This is a genomic window from Ensifer sp. EB106-05-01-XG146, assembly GCF_058791875.1.
Genome location: NZ_JBYTDX010000001.1, coordinates 3,261,935 through 3,278,989, shown reverse-complemented (window position 1 = coordinate 3,278,989; position 17,055 = coordinate 3,261,935). Strand labels below are relative to the sequence as shown.

13 protein-coding genes are annotated in these 17,055 nt (G+C 63.7%); 3 read left to right on the top strand and 10 right to left on the bottom strand.

Features of this window, described 5'->3' with window-relative positions; all coding sequences use genetic code 11:
• Window positions 1-3: 3 nt before the first annotated feature.
• The 8 genes from AC3WVQ_RS16295 to AC3WVQ_RS16260 all read right to left on the bottom strand — a co-directional run bounded on the left by AC3WVQ_RS16295 (window position 4) and on the right by AC3WVQ_RS16260 (window position 11,887).
• On the bottom strand, window positions 4-1,620 hold the full coding sequence (locus tag AC3WVQ_RS16295) for a monovalent cation/H+ antiporter subunit D (RefSeq protein ID WP_090298015.1): 1,617 nt from the start codon (window positions 1,618-1,620) through the stop codon (window positions 4-6).
• Window positions 1,613-1,960: a Na+/H+ antiporter subunit C gene (locus AC3WVQ_RS16290; RefSeq protein ID WP_034787081.1), complete on the bottom strand. Its 348-nt coding sequence runs from the start codon at window positions 1,958-1,960 to the stop codon at window positions 1,613-1,615. The genes AC3WVQ_RS16295 and AC3WVQ_RS16290 overlap by 8 nt, the downstream gene beginning before the upstream one ends.
• Entirely contained in the window at window positions 1,960-4,905 is a 2,946-nt protein-coding gene (locus tag AC3WVQ_RS16285) for a monovalent cation/H+ antiporter subunit A (RefSeq protein WP_090298012.1), read from the bottom strand. The genes AC3WVQ_RS16290 and AC3WVQ_RS16285 overlap by 1 nt, the downstream gene beginning before the upstream one ends.
• 284 nt (window positions 4,906-5,189) lie before the next feature.
• Complete coding sequence (locus AC3WVQ_RS16280; RefSeq protein WP_090298010.1) at window positions 5,190-7,829, bottom strand: bifunctional diguanylate cyclase/phosphodiesterase; 2,640 nt, start codon at window positions 7,827-7,829, stop codon at window positions 5,190-5,192.
• Between the two features lie 132 nt (window positions 7,830-7,961).
• Window positions 7,962-8,147, bottom strand: a complete 186-nt coding sequence (locus AC3WVQ_RS16275) for a DUF3008 family protein (RefSeq protein ID WP_089044918.1) — start codon at window positions 8,145-8,147, stop codon at window positions 7,962-7,964.
• Window positions 8,148-8,210: 63 nt separating this feature from the next.
• Window positions 8,211-9,830, bottom strand: a complete 1,620-nt coding sequence (locus AC3WVQ_RS16270; RefSeq protein ID WP_090298007.1) for a cisplatin damage response ATP-dependent DNA ligase — start codon at window positions 9,828-9,830, stop codon at window positions 8,211-8,213.
• A gap of 4 nt (window positions 9,831-9,834) precedes the next feature.
• Window positions 9,835-10,845: a ligase-associated DNA damage response exonuclease gene (locus AC3WVQ_RS16265; RefSeq protein WP_060517502.1), complete on the bottom strand. Its 1,011-nt coding sequence runs from the start codon at window positions 10,843-10,845 to the stop codon at window positions 9,835-9,837.
• Window positions 10,846-10,933: 88 nt separating this feature from the next.
• A complete protein-coding gene (locus AC3WVQ_RS16260; RefSeq protein WP_089044921.1) occupies window positions 10,934-11,887 on the bottom strand; it encodes a nucleoside hydrolase in 954 nt (317 codons plus the stop codon).
• 204 nt (window positions 11,888-12,091) lie between these two features.
• Between AC3WVQ_RS16260 and AC3WVQ_RS16255 the strand changes: the two genes are divergently transcribed.
• A complete protein-coding gene (locus tag AC3WVQ_RS16255; protein ID WP_492382869.1) occupies window positions 12,092-12,415 on the top strand; it encodes a hypothetical protein in 324 nt (107 codons plus the stop codon).
• A 199-nt stretch (window positions 12,416-12,614) separates the two neighbouring features.
• On the top strand, window positions 12,615-13,274 hold the full coding sequence (locus AC3WVQ_RS16250) for a hypothetical protein (protein ID WP_090298101.1): 660 nt from the start codon (window positions 12,615-12,617) through the stop codon (window positions 13,272-13,274).
• A gap of 98 nt (window positions 13,275-13,372) precedes the next feature.
• Here the strand turns inward: AC3WVQ_RS16250 and lysS are convergent, their stop codons facing one another.
• Window positions 13,373-14,869 carry a lysine--tRNA ligase gene (gene lysS, locus AC3WVQ_RS16245; protein WP_090298004.1) on the bottom strand — a complete coding sequence of 499 codons (1,497 nt, stop codon included), beginning with the start codon at window positions 14,867-14,869 and terminating at the stop codon, window positions 13,373-13,375.
• Window positions 14,870-14,879: 10 nt separating this feature from the next.
• Window positions 14,880-16,337, bottom strand: a complete 1,458-nt coding sequence (gene gltX, locus AC3WVQ_RS16240) for a glutamate--tRNA ligase (protein WP_090298001.1) — start codon at window positions 16,335-16,337, stop codon at window positions 14,880-14,882.
• A gap of 257 nt (window positions 16,338-16,594) precedes the next feature.
• Between gltX and AC3WVQ_RS16235 the strand changes: the two genes are divergently transcribed.
• On the top strand, window positions 16,595-16,942 hold the full coding sequence (locus AC3WVQ_RS16235) for an ArsR/SmtB family transcription factor (protein ID WP_043618487.1): 348 nt from the start codon (window positions 16,595-16,597) through the stop codon (window positions 16,940-16,942).
• The last annotated feature ends 113 nt before the right edge of the window (window positions 16,943-17,055 follow it).

Sequence of the window (17,055 nt, the reverse complement as noted above, 5' to 3'; positions counted from 1 at the left end):
CGCCTATTGCCCTCCCGCCCGCGGCGCTGAGAGCACCCGTTCCGTATAACCCGCAGGATCGAACAGCGAATCCGCTGTTGCCTGCATGTAGCGCATCGCCGGCCCGGCCTGCACGCTTAAGAAGATGCAGGCAGCGAGCAACACGACGACGGGGGTGATCTCGATGACTACGACGCGCGGCACGGTGTTTTCGATCGACGCCCAGAAGGTGCGGATGCCGACGCGGTTCATTGCGATCATCGCGGCGAGACCGGAAACGATCAGCAGCGTGACATAGGTCCAGTCGGCGGCGGAGACCGCCGGGGCGGCTTCCGCTCCCGACAGGCCGAAGAGACCGCCGAGGATCGCGAACTTGGCGACGAAGCCGGAGAGCGGTGGCAGGCCGGCCAGCAAGAGGGCGCAAAGGCAGAAGCACAGGCCGAGGATCGCCATCGTGCCGGGGATCGCCGAGCCGACTTCTTCTTCCTCCTCGTCCTCGTCGGCGTCGCCGTAGGCTTCCATCGTCACCGCAAGAACGTCGGCGCCGGCGTCACGTCCGCGCTCGACCAGTTCGATCAGCAGGAAGAAGGCGGCGATCGTCAGTGTCGAGCTGACGAGGTAAAAGAGCGCACCGGCGATCATGCTTGGGTGGCCGAGGCCGATGGCGGCGAGCAGGGTGCCGGAGGAGACCAGCACCGAATAGGCGGCGAGGCGGCCCATGGCCTGCGATGCGAGCACGCCGATGGCGCCGAAGGCGATCGTCAGCAGGCCGCCGGCAAGCAGGATCGGCTGGCCGAAACCGGCAGACGCGCCGGCACTCGCGCCGAAGACCAGCAGCGACAGCCTGAGGATGACATAGATGCCGACCTTGGTGAGGATCGCAAAGACGGCGGCGACCGGCGGCGTCGCGGCTGCATAGGCCGTCGGCAGCCAGAAGCTCAAGGGCCACATGCCGGCCTTCACCAGGAAGGCCACGCCGAGCACGCCGGCACCGACCTCGACCATCTGGCGATCCTCCGGCGAGAGCGTCGCCAGCTTCATGGAGAGATCGGCCATGTTGAGCGTGCCAGTCGCGCCATAGATCAGGCTGACGCCGATCAGGAAGAGCGAGGAGGCGGCGAGGTTGATCGCGACATAGTGCAGACCGGCCTTGACGCGCAGCGGCCCGGAGCCGTGCAGCAGCAGCCCGTAGGACGCCGCCAGCATGATCTCGAAGAAGACGAAGAGGTTGAAAAGGTCACCGGTCAGGAACGAGCCGTTGAGGCCGGCGATCAAGAGCTGGAACAGCGAATGGAAATGATGGCCCGCGGTGTGCCAGCGCGCGATCGAATAGGCCTGGGCGGCAAGCGCCAGTCCGCTCGTCAGGCACAGCATCAGTGCCGAAAGGCGGTCGAGCACCAGCACGATGCCGAAAGGGGCGGGCCAGTTGCCGAGCTGATAGACGCCGTTGCCTGCGGGCGCCCCATCCATCGAGGCGATCCGCATCAGCACGATCGAGAGGATGAAGAGCGCGAGCGTCGAGACGAAGCTCAGCACACCCTTGAGCGAGCGGTTGCGCTCGTCGATCGGGATCATCGCGGCGCCGACCATCAGCGGCAGCAGGATCGGCAGGATCAGCAGGTGGTGCATCCAGTTAGTCATGGCGCTGCTCCCTGCCGTCGACGTGGTCGGTGCCGGTGAAGCCGCGCGAGGCGAGCAGCACGACGAGGAAGAGCGCGGTCATGGCAAAGCCGATGACGATCGCTGTCAGCACCAGGGCCTGCGGCACCGGATCGGTGAAGCGGCTGAGATCGCCGACACCACCTGGCTCCAGCACCGGCGGCGCGTTCACGCGAAGGCGCCCCATGCCGAAGATGAAGAGATTGACCGCATAGGAGAGCAGCGAGAGGCCGATGATCACCTGGTAGGTGCGCGGGCGCAAAAGCAGGTAGACGCCGGATGCCGTAAGCACGCCGATTGCGGCAGAGAGAATGATCTCCATCAGCGTGCCTCCTTTCGCATGGCGCGTGCATGGGCTCGCGGCGCGCGGATCGACTGGTGGGCGAGCGCGATGAGGATCAGCACGGTTGCGCCGAGCACCAGCGAGAAGACGCCGAGATCGAAGAACAGGGCGCTCGCCAGAGGAAACTTGCCGATGATCGGCAGCGTCACGTATTGCGAATGCGATGTCAGGAACGGATAGCCGAAGAACCAGGAGCCGATGCCGGTCGCAGCGGCCACCAGAAGCCCGATGCTCATCCAGCGCAGCGGATGGATGCGCAGGCGCTCCTCGACCCAGCGGGTTCCGCCGGACATGTATTGCAGGATGAAGCCGATCGACATGGCGATGCCGGCAGCAAAGCCTCCGCCCGGCAGGTCATGGCCGCGCAGGAAGAGGTAGGCTGCGAGCATGCCGATGACCGGGAACATCCAACGCATGATCACCGATGGCACGAACAGGTATTCAGCCACGCTGTCACCCTTGTTGCGATCCGGGTGATCGTCGTCGAAGGCGTTCTGGACGCGCTGCTGTTCCGGAGCCTCCAGGCTGTCGGCCTGCGGGCGGAAGCGCAGCAGCAGGGCGAAGACGGTAAGCGCGACGATCGCCAGCACCGCGATCTCGCCGAGCGTGTCGAAGCCGCGGAAGTCGACGAGGATGACGTTGACGACATTGGTGCCGCCGCCCTCCTTGTAGGCGCGCTCGAGGAAGTAGCTCGCGATCGTGTCAGGCATGGGCCGGGTCATGATCGTATAGGCGATCAGCGCCACGCCGCCGCCGGCGACGACCGCCAGCAGGAAGTCACGCAGGCGCCGGAAGCGGACCTTCAGCGACAAGAGCTCGGTTTCCTCGGTGTCCTCGATGCGCTTCGGCAGCCATCGCAGGCCGAGCAGGATCAGCACCGTCGTGACGATCTCGACGAGGAGCTGTGTAACCGCCAGATCCGGCGCCGAAAGCCAGACGAAGGTGAGGCAGGTGGTGAGCCCGGCGCCGCCGAGCAGCACGAGTGCCGCCAGCCGGTGGAACTTCGCCAGGATCGCAGCACCGATGGCACAGGCGATGCCGACCGCCCAGAGGAGGGCAAAGGCCGGATCGATGCTGCGCACGAGAAGCGGCGGCAGCTCGAAATGATTGAGAAGCAGCGGCAGCGCGCCGGCGGCGATCGCGATGAAGACGAGGAAGCGCATCTGCGGCTGCAGCCGCCGCGTGCCGAGGCGCTGCTCCAGCGAACGCGCCCATTTCCAGGAGAGCGTTACCAGCACGCGCTCGAAGATGCGCTGGCCGTGCAGCAGGCGGAAGATCGGTGGCCCCTCGACGCTGGTGGCGAGGTAGTTGCGCATCAGGAAGTAGAGACCGATGCCGCCGGCAAGAGCGACGAAGCTCATGATCAGCGGCAGGTTCCAGCCGTGCCAGACGGAAAGGCTGTAATAGGGCGTGTTGGCGCCGAGAATGGAGACGACAGCCGTGTGCAGGAACGGGCCGATGGTGATCGCCGGAATGATGCCGACGACGAGGCAGGCGAGCACCAGGAACTCGATCGGCACACGCATCCAGCGCGGCGGCTCGTGCGGCACCTTGGGCAGGTCCTCCGGCGTCTTGCCGAAGAAGACGCTGTGGATGAAGCGCAGCGAATAGGTAACGGCAAACATGCCGGCGAGCGTCGCGACATAGGGCGTCATCGTATCGAGAATGTTGGCCTGGTGCGTTTCGATCGCTTCGGCGAAGAACATTTCCTTCGAGATGAAGCCGTTCAAGAGTGGTACGCCAGCCATGGCCGCGCTCGCGACCATGGCGAGTACCGCCGTTCCAGGCATGTACCTGATCAGCCCTCCGAGCTTGCGCATGTCGCGCGTTCCGGTCTCGTGGTCGATGATGCCGGCCGCCATGAACAGCGACGCCTTGAAGGTCGCGTGGTTGACGATGTGGAAGACCGCGGCGACCGCGGCCAGCGGGCTGCCGAGGCTCAGGAGCACGGTGATCAGGCCGAGATGGCTGATAGTGGAATAGGCGAGCAGGCCCTTGAGGTCCTGCTGGAAGATGGCGAAATAGGCGCCGAGCAGCAGCGTCGAAAGACCGGCAAGGCCAACGATCCAGAACCAGGCCTCGGTGCCGGCCATGACCGGCCAGAGGCGCGCCAAGAGGAAGACGCCTGCCTTCACCATGGTTGCCGAATGCAGATAGGCCGAAACCGGCGTCGGCGCCGACATCGCGTGCGGCAGCCAGAAATGGAACGGGAACTGCGCGCTCTTCGTCAGCGCCCCGAGCAGCACCAGAATCAGTACCGGCATGTAGAGCGGCGAGTTGCGGATGAGGTCGCCGGAGGCGAGCACCACGTCGAGATCGTAGCTGCCGACGATGCGACCCATCAGCAGAAGGCCGACGAGCATGCAGAGGCCGCCTGTGCCGGTTACGGTCAGCGCCATGCGGGCGCCGTCACGGGCGTGGGCATTGTGGTGCCAGTAGCCGATCAAAAGGAAGGAGACGATGCTCGTCAGTTCCCAGAAAACGGCGAGCAGGATGAGATTGCCTGAAAGCACGACGCCGAGCATCGAGCCCATGAAGGCGAGGAAAAGCGACAGGAAGCGCGGCACCGGGTCTTCCGCGGCCATATAGTAGCGGGCGTAAAGCACCACGAGCACGCCGATCGCGGTTACCAGAACCGTGAAGAGCCAGGCGAAGCCGTCCATCCGGAGCGTGAAGTTGAGGCCGAGTTCCGGCAGCCAGGCGATGTCATAGCGCAGGACGCCGCCCGAGGTGACGAAGGGATAGAGGCCGGCGGCGACGAGGAAACAAAGGAGCGCGATCGCTCCTGCAAACCAGGCTGTCGCACCGCGCTGATCGGGCGGAAAGAAGATTGCAAGGAGGCTTCCCACAAATGGGGCGAGAATGAAGACAGAAAGCAATTTTCCCGCGTATTCGATCGTACCGTTCCCTTCGTTCGGGTTCATGGAGAGCGGGCACCCGAGCGCCGTGCTTTCCAAAAGAATGCACAAGGGACGCACCAGGATTTTGATTCTAGAGCATCTTTTCCGCTTTCAGTGGTTCCACTTGAAGCGGGACACTCTAGAGGCCCGAAAGGGCGGTCGCATCAGCGACTGCCGCAGGTGATGCCGCCATTCCCAAGAATGTGGAGGCAGGCAATTGTTTTTATGGCGATTCGCGGCAGGGCTGCCAAGCCTCAAGCCTGCGAAAAATGCACGCACCTGCGCTTTTTAGCTGTGGCCGAAGCCTCTCAGGCTGCCAGCCACCGACGCTCGAAGGCGAAGGTCGCAAGGTCGTTGGCGCTCATGGGCCGCGCGAAAGCATAACCTTGCAGCCCATGGCAGCCGAGTTCCTTCAGGATGGCCGCGTGTTCGAGGGTCTCGACGCCTTCGGCGATCACTTCGATGCCGAGCGACGTGCCGATGTCGATGATGGACTCGACCAGACGCTTTTCGGCTGGGGATTTGAGGATCGGCAGGACGAGCTGGCGGTCGATCTTCAAGCGCCGCGGCGTCAGCTTCAGCAGGCTGACGATGGATGCATAGCCGGTGCCGAAATCGTCGATCTCGATGGCGATGCCGAGTTCCTTGATCCGGCGGATGTTCGACAGGACCGTCATGTCGCTTTCGTCGAAGGAGATCGATTCCAACAGTTCAAACGACAGGCGGCCGGCCGGGATCTGCAACTGTTCCAGGCGCTCGATCAGATTTTCGTCGTGAAGCCGGGCATAGGAGAGATTGACAGAGACTTTGGGGATACGAATGCCGCTTGCTTCCCAGCGATAGATCTGGAACAGCGCCTGCTCCAGGATCGCCTGGTCGATCGCGGCCACAACATTGATGTCTTCGGCCGTCTTCAGGAACGTGTGTGGGCCGAGCAGGCCCTTGGTCGGATGGTCCCAGCGCGCCAGCGCCTCGACACCGATGATGTCGAGCGAGCGCGGGCAGAACTGCGGCTGGAAATACGCGATGAATTCGTTGTGTTCGAGCCCGCGCAGGATCTCGTCGGCCGTCTGCTTGGTCTTGAAGACAGCCGTCTTCAGTTCGCCGGTAAAGATCTCGTGGCGGTTGCGGCCGCGGCGCTTGGCTTCATAGAGCGCGATGTCGGCGTTGACGAGCACGTGCGACAGCTCTTCGCTCGTCTGGCTTTGGGCGGCGATGCCGATGCTGACGCCGATGCGGCACTCCTGGTCCTTGTAGCGGACGGGCACGCTCATCGCCTCGATGATGCGTGACGCCAGCCGGGCATCCGGCTCGATGCCTCCATCCTGGCGGACGAGCACGAATTCGTCGCCGCCGATGCGGGCGACGAAGTCCTTTTCGTCGGCATTGCCGCGCAGAAGCTCGGCGGCATGCCGCAGGATCTCGTCACCCGCCGCGTGGCCGAGCGTATCGTTGATCTGCTTGAAGCGGTCGAGGTCCATGTGGAAGATGCTGAGTTTCGCCTCCCGCGCGAAATGCCGGTCGCGATCGGCCAGGACCTGGTCGAGGAAACGCCGGTTTGGCAGGCCGGTCAGCGGATCGTGCAGCGCGTTGAACTCCATGCGATGGCGCGCCGCTTCGAGTTCGACGCTGTGCGCCTCGGCCGTGCGCTTGGCTTCGAAAAGCGTTTCGCGGGTTTCGAAGTCGGCGGTCACGTCCCAGTTGACCCCGACGATCTTCCTGTGCCCGTCGGCGCCGATATAGAAGGAGCCGTTGGCCCGGATGTGGCGCGTGCTGCCGTCGGGCAGGCGAACGCGGAAGTCGGAATTGTAGGCGAGCCCGGATTCCAGCGCCTCGGCAAATTCCCGCTCGGCGCGGTCGAGGTCGTCCGGGTGCAGCGCGTCCTTCCAGTCGTCATAGGCCTGACGCAACGACGTCTTTTGCCCATAGAGTTCCTTGGTCCGCTCGTCCCAGAGCAGCTTCTTGCTGGCGATGTCGAGTTCCCAGATGCCGATCTGGGAGGAGTCGAGCGCGATCTTCAGCCGATGGGACAGTTCCTGGAGCTGCGCCTTGCTGTATCTGAGCGCACGAATGTTGCCTTGCCGCTCGCTCAAGAGGCGCCCGGTCAACACCATCGGCAGGATGATCATCAGTCCGCCGATGACGATGAGGCCGCGGATGAGCCAGGCGTTGCCCGCCGTCGTCGGCCAACCGCCCTTCGGAACGGCTGCGATATGCCAGGAACCGCCGGGTAGGAGCACGGTCATTTCGACCGGCGAGCCACGGAAAATATTGGCGTCGCCGTAAAAGACCGGACCTTGCGCGCCTGTGCCGTCCTGACCGGCAATGGCGACGTCTATGCCGAGTTCATCGGAAGAAAGGCCGCTGTCGCGATAGAGCCGGTCCACGTCGATGATGGCCGAGACGATGCCCCAGAAGCGGTTGCTGCCGCCGCCGGCGTCGATCGATACGGGGAAGCGGCCGATCAGCCCTTTGCCGCCCTGGACGAGATCGACAGGCCCGGCAAGCACCATTTGGCCGGTGTCCTTTACGCGCATGACGGCGGCGCGCTGCGCTTCGTTCCGGCGGTAGTCGAGGCCGAGTGCGCGGCGATTTTGTTCGAGCGGGTAGACGAGCGAGACGATCAGATTGGGCGCAGCCGCGATGCTGCGCAATTGCGAGCGCTCGGTGAAGACGCTGCGCGACAGCGCGGCGAAGCGCTGCTGATCCATTGCCGGCTCGGTGACCAGCGTGCCGATCAGCCCGCGCACGAGCTGGATGTTGCCGTTGACGTTGGCCTCGAGCTTGGAGCGGATGGGATTGAGTTCCTCGGCGACGCGCGCGCGCTGGCGCGCCTCGTCGACCACCTGGTTCTGGTTGTCCGCAAGGATGCCAGCGACCAGAACCACGAAGGCGGCAATGATCGCCGGAAGATAGCTCGGCGTCAAAACCCTGGCGAGCCTCTTCATCCCGAGGTTGAAAGCATGTCTGGCAGGCACGAAACACCCCGGCGGCACGCGAATGGCTATGTCTTGAGCCGGATAATCCCAAAAGGGTCTTAATAAACCTTGTTTTAGGTTCCGCTTTTATTCCTTCGCGTCTCAGTCACCTTTGTGCTCGGGCAGCTTCTTGTGCTTGGTTTCTGCAAGGTCTTCGAGTTCACCTTCGCTCATGGATTTTTCCATTTCGCGCGAGGCGCCCTTGAGGCTGGATTTCTTGACGTCGCCGCGCTTGGCGGCAAGGGCAGCGCCGGCTGCACGCTGTTGGGCTTTCGACTGGGCTGGCATGGCACATCGCCTTTCGGTTGGTTGCCCTGGCCAACGCGAGGCAGCGCCGGATGTTCCGCGAAGCTAGGTATTCTCCCGCGCCTCGATCATCGCCTGCAGCGTCTCCAGCCGGTCGGCGTCACGCGGCAGCTTGTCCTGTCTCAGGCGCGCGATGCGCGGGAAGCGCATGGCGACGCCCGACTTGTGGCGGCTCGAGCGGTTGATACCCTCGAAGGCGACCTCGACAACGAAACCGAACTCGGGCTCGGCCCTGACGGCGCGCACCGGCCCGAAGCGCTCGGTCGTATTGTCCCGGACGAAACGGTCGAGAATTTCCAGTTCGGCGTCGGTGAAGCCGAAATAGGCCTTGCCGACCGGTACCAGCGTTTCCTTTCCGTCGATGTCGGTCCAGACGCCGAAGGTGTAATCGGAGTAGTAGCTCGAGCGCTTGCCGTGGCCGCGCTGGGCATACATCAGCACCGCGTCGATGTTGAAGGGCGCGCGCTTCCACTTGAACCACGGGCCTTTGGCGCGGCCCGGCGTATAGGGCGAATCCAGCCGTTTCAGCATGATGCCCTCGATCACCGGATCGGGCGGGTCGGCGCGCAGGCTGTCGAGTTCTTGCCAGGACGCGAAGGGCACCAGCGGCGACAGGTCGAAATGCTGCGGCGAGGCGCGCTCGACGAGGTCGGCGAGCCGCGCGCGTCGTTCGACGAAACCCAGTGGGCGAACGTCCTCTTCGCCTGAGAAGAGAATGTCATAGGCGCGGACGAAGGCCGGATAGGTCTCGATGAGCTTAGGGCTGACCGTCTTGCGGTTCAGCCGTTGCTGCAGGTCGGCGAAAGTTCGGGTTGCGCGGTTGGTGCGCGCGGTGCCGCCGACGAGCAGTTCGCCATCGATCACCCCGGTGAAGTCGGCGGCCTCCAGGACGTCGGGAAAGGCGCCGGAAATCTCGTCGCCACTGCGGGAATAGAGCCGGCGCACGCCGCCGATATTGGCAAGCTGCACGCGGATCCCGTCCCACTTCCATTCGGCAGCGAAGTCCTTGGGGTCGAGCCCGTCGAGATCGCCGTCGCCGACAGGATTGGCGAGCATGACCGAATGAAAGACGGCCGGCGTCGAAAGCTCGGGCTTTTCCGCCTCGCCCGAAAGCCAGCGGAAGAGCGGCAGATAGGGCGGCGACAGGCCGTGCCAGAGGGTCTCGATCTCGGCGACGTCCTTGCCGCCCATGTCGGCGAGCGCCTGCTTGGCGAGCTTCGCCGATACCCCGATGCGAAGGCCGCCCGTCACAAGTTTGAGGAAGGCGAAGCGCGCCGACGTATCCAATCGGTCGAGCATGTCGCGAACGACGCCGCGCACATCGGCCCGTCCGGTCCTTTGCAGACGCTCGATGGCCTCGCCAAGCGGAATGTCCGCCTCTACGGTGCCGGTAGGCGGCTCCCAGACGAGCGACACCGTTTCGGCGAGGTCACCGACATAGTCGTAGGAATACTGGAAAAGCACCGCGTCCATGCGTTCGAGCAAGAGGTCGCGGATCATCGCCGGCTTGACGGTGTTGAGCGACAGCGTGCCGGCGATCGCCGCGAGCGCATAGCCGCGATCCGGATCCGGCGCGGTCCGGAAGTAATCGACAAGCAGGCGGATCTTGGCATTGCGCTGCGGGCTGAGGACGAGGCGGTCGAGCAGTTCGGCGAAGGCGCGCATCTCGTCACTCTCCCTCGTCGTCGTAGCCGACGAGGTGAAGCGGGCGGGCGGCGATGCCCTTGAGCTCGCACCAGCGCACCAGCGCTTCCTCGCGTCCGTGCGTGACCCAGACCTCGGCCGGCGCGATCTCGGTGATCGTTGCCGTCAGTTCGGCCCAGTCACAATGGTCGGAGATGATCAATGGCAGCTCGACGCCCCGCTGTTTCGCTCGTTGCCGGATCAACATCCAGCCGGAAGCGAAACTGGCAATCGGGTCGGAGAAGCGCCGCGACCAGCGATCGGCGAAGGCGGCGGGCGGGCCGATCACGATCGTGCCCCTGAAATCCTGCTTTTCGTCGGCGGCAAGCGTTGCCGGGCGCAGGTCGCCGAGGTCGATGCCCTGGCTCTGATAGTAGTCGCACAGCCGTTGCAGGGCGCCATGGATGAAGATCGGCTGGTGATACCCCTCTTCGCGCAGGAGTGCGATCACCCGCTGCGCCTTGCCGAGCGCATAGGCACCGACCACGTGCGTGCGCTCGGGAAACTGGGCGAGCGACGTCAGCAATTTGCGGGTTTCCGCGCGATCGTCCGGGTGGTGGAAGACCGGCAGGCCGAAGGTCGCTTCGGTGATGAAGACATCGCAGGCGACCGGCTCGAAGCCGGCGCAGGTCGGATCCCGTCGTCGCTTGTAGTCGCCAGACGCGACGATGCGCACGCCGTTTGCACGAACGGAGATCTGCGCCGAGCCGAGTACATGACCGGCCGGATGGAAGCCCACGTCGACGCCATTGACGACAAGGGGTTCACCGAGGCTGATCGCCTGGCTCGTGCCGCAGAAGTCGTCGCCGTAGCGGATGCGCATGATGTCGAGGGTCTCGCGGGTGGCGAGCACGTGGCCGTGCCCCGCGCGGGCATGGTCGGAATGGCCGTGTGTGATCAGCGCCCTTTCGACCGGTTGAACCGGGTCGATGTAGAAGTCACCGATCGGGCAATAGAGGCCTTTGGGGGCGGGGTAGAGCAGGGCGTCCGGTTTCATGGACTGAAAGATAGCCGGCGAATGCGCATTCGCCAGCCGTCTTGTTCAAGTTTTTCAAGGCGCAACATTTGCTGCGCCTCGATCAGGTTCAGCCGGGCAGAACCAGCGTGTCGATAATGAGCTTCAGCGTGCGGGCGGCATCGATGTCGATGCAGGCCTTCTGGCTCGGAAGATCGTCCCAGGGGCTTGGCGGGAACAAACGGTTGTCGGGGCTCTGGATCGTCTGGCCGTCGGCAATGCCGCCGCAGACGACACGGATCGATCCGCTCCTGACGGTGAAGAGGTCGGGCGCCACGACATAGGCGCAGGCGCAGCTGTCATGCACGACCATGCCGTCGGGCACGTGCTGCTCGTAGAAGGTGACGTAGAATTTCGAGATATCGGCAAGCAGCTTGCCGGCGTCGCCGCCGCGTTCGGCGATATCGGCGATCATCGCCTTGGTCATCACGGTCTGGGTGGTGACGTCGAGGCCAACGACGGTGACCGGCCAGGGGGCCGTCATGACGACGTCGGCGGCTTCCGGGTCGCCGTGGATGTTGGCCTCGGCAGCCGGCGTGATGTTGCCGTTGACGTCGAAGGCGCCACCCATGATGACGACTTCGCGCACGAGCGCTGCGAAATCGGGATCCTCGCGCAGCGCCAGCGCCAGGTTGGTCATGCGGCCAACGGCGATCAGCGTCACTTCGCCGGGATGGGCGCGAACGGTGTCGATGATGAAGCGGTGCGCCGGGCGCGGATCGACCGGCAGGTCGACCGTCTCGGGCACGTCGATGTTGCCGAGGCCATCGTCACCGTGGATGAAGGTCGGCCAGCCGACATGCGGGCGGTCGGGATTGAAAGTCTTGTCGAGACCCTTGGCGACGGGCGCACCGATGCCCCAACGCTGCTTCAGGAACAGCGCGTTGCGGGTAGTGGTTTCGACCGAGGCGTTGCCGAATACGGTGGTGATGCCGATCAGGTCGATGGCCGGGTGACGGTGCAGGAAAAGCAGCGCCATTGCATCGTCGATGCCCGGATCCGTATCAAAGATGACTTTATGCATTCTCGTTCTTCTTTTCTTGTTCTTGTGTTTGACGGCTCGCAATGGAGGCAAGATGGCCGCGAATGTCAATCGCCATCCGGGTTGACGCGAGGAGCGGCCGTGCCTCTGGCCATGGTTTCCATGGGAACATCACCAACCGGGCGAGCATGGCAAGCTTTGCGTGTGGATGGGAACGGCTCATCCAGTCAATCGGGAGGTAATGTCATGCATCGGCTGGTCCTTGTTTCCATGATCGTCGTCACCGCGGCAACGTCGTTTGCCGCTCCCTCCTTTGCCCAAAGTGCCGGTGGCAAGGGCCGCGGTGGCGGTGGTGGCGGACACGGTTCTTCCGACAGCAGCGACTGGTATGCCGGCATCGGTTCCTTCACCCATGCCAACGACAGCTACAACCGGCGGCGCCCCAAGGTCATCCTGACGAAGTCGGGCGCCAATTGCGTCGAAAACCGCCGGTGGATCGATGCCTCGGGCAAGGTGCATCTTTCGCCTTATCGCGAGTGCCGCGACCGGATCGATATCGCCGTCGACTGATCGGCGTGCATGCTTCAGGCAGGAGGCCGGCGCACAATCACCGGCCTCCTGTCTGTTGATCTGCCACCCGCCGGTGTCTTGCGGGTTGCCGGCAGATCGCTACCGCAATTTAAACTTTCCGAAAGGTCGCGCGCCTAATGTTGTGCTGCCCGTTCCGGGCTTTCTGCAATTTCTGGATATGATGGCGGAGTCCACGCTCGTGAAGGCTATCCTCGGCAAGATCAGGCCATCAAAGAGACTGCTCGTCATTCTCACGGCGGCTTTCGGTGTTTCCGCCGCTTCGGGCGGTGCTGCCGTCTATGTCAGCCGCGATGCGCTCATGGCGGAACTTTCCAAGCCGAAGGTTTCGGGCCTCGAGTGTACGACCATTCGCACGTTGAAGCTCGGCCACAACGGCCAGCGCTGGATCCGCATGCACGTCAAGACCGACCGCGCCGACGGCCAGGCGCGCATGCGCACGGCGTTGCGCGTCGTGGGCGCCCTGGCGAAGGCCGAGCGGGCAGATCTCTATCAGGTCGTCGTGCTCGATTCCGCAGGTCCCGAAAACCGGGCTGACGTGCGCGGTGCGGCGATCGGTGCGGAGGTGCTCTTCGCCCCCGGTCCGCGGAGCGTTCCGGGCATGAGCGAGACGTTTCGGGCGTTCTACAATGACGGCACGGCAAATTCTGTCGGCGTCTTCCATGGCAAGACCGTCGACCTTTCGATGGACGACATCCGCGCGATGATGGCGGCCATGGACGACCATTCGCCATGCATCGACCCGTCGGCCGCACCGGCCGATGGCGTGAGCGCCGAGGGCGGCGCCGGTGAGCAGGAGGCCAAGCCGGCCGAGACCGCCGAGGCGCCTGCGGGCCACTAGGCCCGGGTTACGTTCGGTAATCCGTTCTTTCTGAGAATTGAAAAAAGGCCCGGCGCGTGAGCGGCGGGCCTTCGTGTTCGTGGGTTTTGCGACCTTGATCAGTCAGCCTTCTGCCGGCGGGCCGGGAAGAGGATGACGTCGCGGATCGACGGTGCGTTGGTGAGCAGCATGATCAGGCGGTCGACGCCGATGCCGAGGCCACCGGCCGGCGGCATGCCCTGGTCGATCGCGTCAAGGAACTCGTCGTCGAGCTGCTTGGCCTTTTCTCCGCGGGCGTGCGCCTGTTCCAGCTGCTCGACCATCCGGGCGCGCTGCTCTTCCGGATCGTTGAGTTCGGAGAAGGCGTTGCCCAGTTCCCAGGCGTTGCAATAGGTCTCGAAACGCTCGACGAGGCGCGGTTCGCCCGGCACTTCCTTGGCAAAGGGCGAGATGTCCTTCGGGAAATGCGTGACGTGGGCCGGCTGGATCAGCGTGCCTTCGACCCTCTCTTCGAAGATGAAGGCGAGGCACTCGCCCCAGGTCCAGTCCTTCTCGACCTCGAAGCCGGCAGCCTTGGCGGCAGCGCGGGCTTCTTCGTCGGTCTTCATCGCCAGGAAGTCGATGCCGGTCGCTTCCTTGACAGCGTCGGGCATCGGCACGCGGCGGAACGGACCCTTGAAGGAGATTTCCTTGTCGCCATAGGCAAACTCGGTCGAGCCGTGGATCGCCATGGCAAGCTCACCGAACAGCCGCTCGACGAGGTCCATGATGTCCTCGTAGTCGGCATAGGCCCAGTAGCACTCCATCATGGTGAATTCCGGATTGTGCCGGGTGGAGACGCCTTCGTTACGGAAGTTGCGGTTGATCTCGAAGACCTTGTCGGTGAGGCCCGAAACCAGCGTGCGCTTCAGGTACAGTTCCGGCGCGATGCGCAGGAACATGTCGAGCTTCAGCGTGTTGTGATGCGTCTTGAACGGCTCGGCGGTGGCGCCGCCGTAGACCGAGTGCAGCATCGGCGTTTCGACTTCCATGAAGCCGTCGTTTTCCATGAAGCGGCGGATGCCCGAGACGATCTTGCTGCGCTGCTGGAAGCGCAGCTTCGATTCCTCGTTGGTCATGATGTCGAGGTGGCGCTTGCGGTAGCGGATCTCGATGTCGGAGAGGCCGTGCCACTTTTCGGGCATCGGCAGCAGCGACTTCGTCAGCATGGTGATTGCCTGGGCGTTGATCGTCAGCTCACCACGCTTGGTGCGGCGAACGACGCCGGTCACGCCGATGATATCGCCGATGTCGATCATCGGCAGCAGCGCGCGGGCGTCTTCCGGCGTGGTGTCCTTGTGGCTGAAGATCTGGATCTTGCCGGAGGCGTCATGGATGTCCATGAACATGCCGGAGTTGCGCGAGGAATAGACGCGGCCGGCAACGGTCACGACATCCTGGGTCTCGGTGTCCGGCTCCAGGCTCTCGTACTTTGCGGTCAGCTCGGCATTGCTCATCGTCCGGTGGAAATGCGCCGGATAGACGTCGCCGATCTGCTCGCGCAAAAGCTTCAGCTTCTGTGCGCGCACTTCCGTGGCGTCGGAGGAGAGGCCAGTGGTCTCGGTCTTGTCGTTCATCGTGCTCTCCTTACTTTCCGCTACCGGCCATGGAGGCGACCACCTGGGACGCGACCTTGAGGCGCTGGCGGACCACGGCGCGGCCGAGGATTTCCATGCTGTCGAACAGCGGCAGCGAGCGCTGCGAGCCGGACACAGACACGAAGAGCGGCGCCAGGATCACCTTCAGCTTCTTGCCCATGCGCTCGGCGACCGCGCGCAGTTCGGCTTCGATCGATTCCTTGTTCCATTCGAGGATCTTTTCAAGGTCCGGCTGAACGGTGTTGAGGATCTCGAGCAGTTCTTCGGGCGTCGACTTGACGCCGGCGAAGGCTTCGGGCTTGAGGCCGAGGTCGGACTTCAAGAGGAAGCTTGCGAGATCAGGCAGTTCGCCGAGCTTCGAAATGCGCGACTGGCTGAGCTTCAGGCCCTGTTTCAGGCGGTCGTTTTCCATGGCCCAGGCAAGGACGCGGGCGGCGAATTCTTCTTCCGAAAGCTTCTCGCGGATCCAGCGGGCGTTCAGCCAGTCGAGCTTCTGGATGTCGAAGATCGCGCCGGCCTTGGAGAGGTTCTCCGAGTCGAACTTTGCAGCCAGTTCCTCGATCGTCAGCAACTCCTCGCCTTCGGCGATCTGGATGAAGAACAGGCCGAGGAAGTTCATCAGCGCTTCCGGCAGATAGCCAAGCGCCGTGTAGTACGAGATCGACGTCGGGTTCTTGCGCTTCGACAGCTTCGACTTGTCGGCATTGCGCATCAGCGACAGGTGCATGAAGACCGGCGGCTCGAGGCCGAGATAGCGGTAGATCAGGATGTGCTTCGGCACGGAGGCCAGCCACTCCTCGCCGCGGGCGACGTGGGTGATCTTCATCAGGTGGTCGTCGACGACGTTGGCCATGTGGTAGGTCGGCATGCCGTCGGCCTTCAAGAGGACCTGCATGTCGACGGCATCCCACGGAATTTCCACGTCGCCATAGACGCCGTCGGTAAACTTGCACGAGCCCTCGGTCGGGATCTTCATGCGCACGACATGCGGCTCGCCGGCGGCAACGCGCGAGGTCACTTCTTCGGCGGACAGGTGGAGACACAGGCCGTCATACTTCGACGGCTTGCCGGCGGCGCGCTGGCTCTCGCGCATCTGCTCGAGCCGCTCGGGCGTGCAGAAGCAGCGGAAGCCGTGACCATTCTCGACGATCTTCTCGACGTAGGGGCGGTACATGTCCTTGCGGTCGCTCTGGCGGTAGGGACCATAGGGACCACCGACATCAGGACCTTCCGACCATTCGAGCCCGCACCATTTCAGCGCGTCCAGCACCTTCTGTTCGAACTCGGGCGTCGAGCGGGTGGCATCGGTGTCTTCGATGCGCAGGATGAACTCGCCACCGTGCTTCTTTGCGAAGAGGTAGTTGAACAGAGCGATGTAGGCGGTGCCGACATGCGGCTCGCCGGTGGGGGAGGGTGCGATGCGTACCCGGACTGCTGAATTTGCCATGGTCTTTGCCCGTCTGACGTGCTTTTCGCCCCTTGCCGGAGAAGAAACCGGCCGCCGGGGGCGCGCATTTTATGGGAAGGAAAGGCCCGCAAGGGTGCCGCAACAACGGTATCGGCAGGCTATTCCAATAGGCTCGCGTGAGACCATAGAACGCCGATCATGTCAACGGAAACCCGATCACGCCGGTTTTTGTTGACACTGCCGCCAGCGGGCGTTAATGAACCAAAAGGTTATTTAACTGAAAGGTTTTTTAGAAAATGCCGGAAGATCGCTTGTCGACGACGCTCTCAGCCCTGGCCGATCCAACGCGAAGGGCCATTCTCGCCCGCCTCGCACTTGGAGAGGCCTCGGTCGGCGAGCTGGCGGAGCCCTTCGAAATGAGCCTGCCGGCAGTCTCCAAGCATCTCAAGGTTCTCGAGCGCGCCGGGCTGATCAGCCGTGGCCGCGAAGCGCAGTGGCGACCATGCAAGCTCGAAGCCGCTCCGCTGAAGGACGTCAACAGCTGGCTCGACGGCTATCGTCGCTTCTGGGAGCAGAAGTTCGACCGTCTCGACGCCTATCTGCAGGAACTCCAGCATATCGACCCCGGTGCCGGCAAGAACTGATCGCCGCCCCGTCTTCCGTCCTTGGCCGTTCTGCGCTAAGCAGGGGACGTCGAAAAAGGCAGGACCGGATATGGTAAGCCCGGTCCCTTCGGTTTTCTAAACGAAGCTCTGCT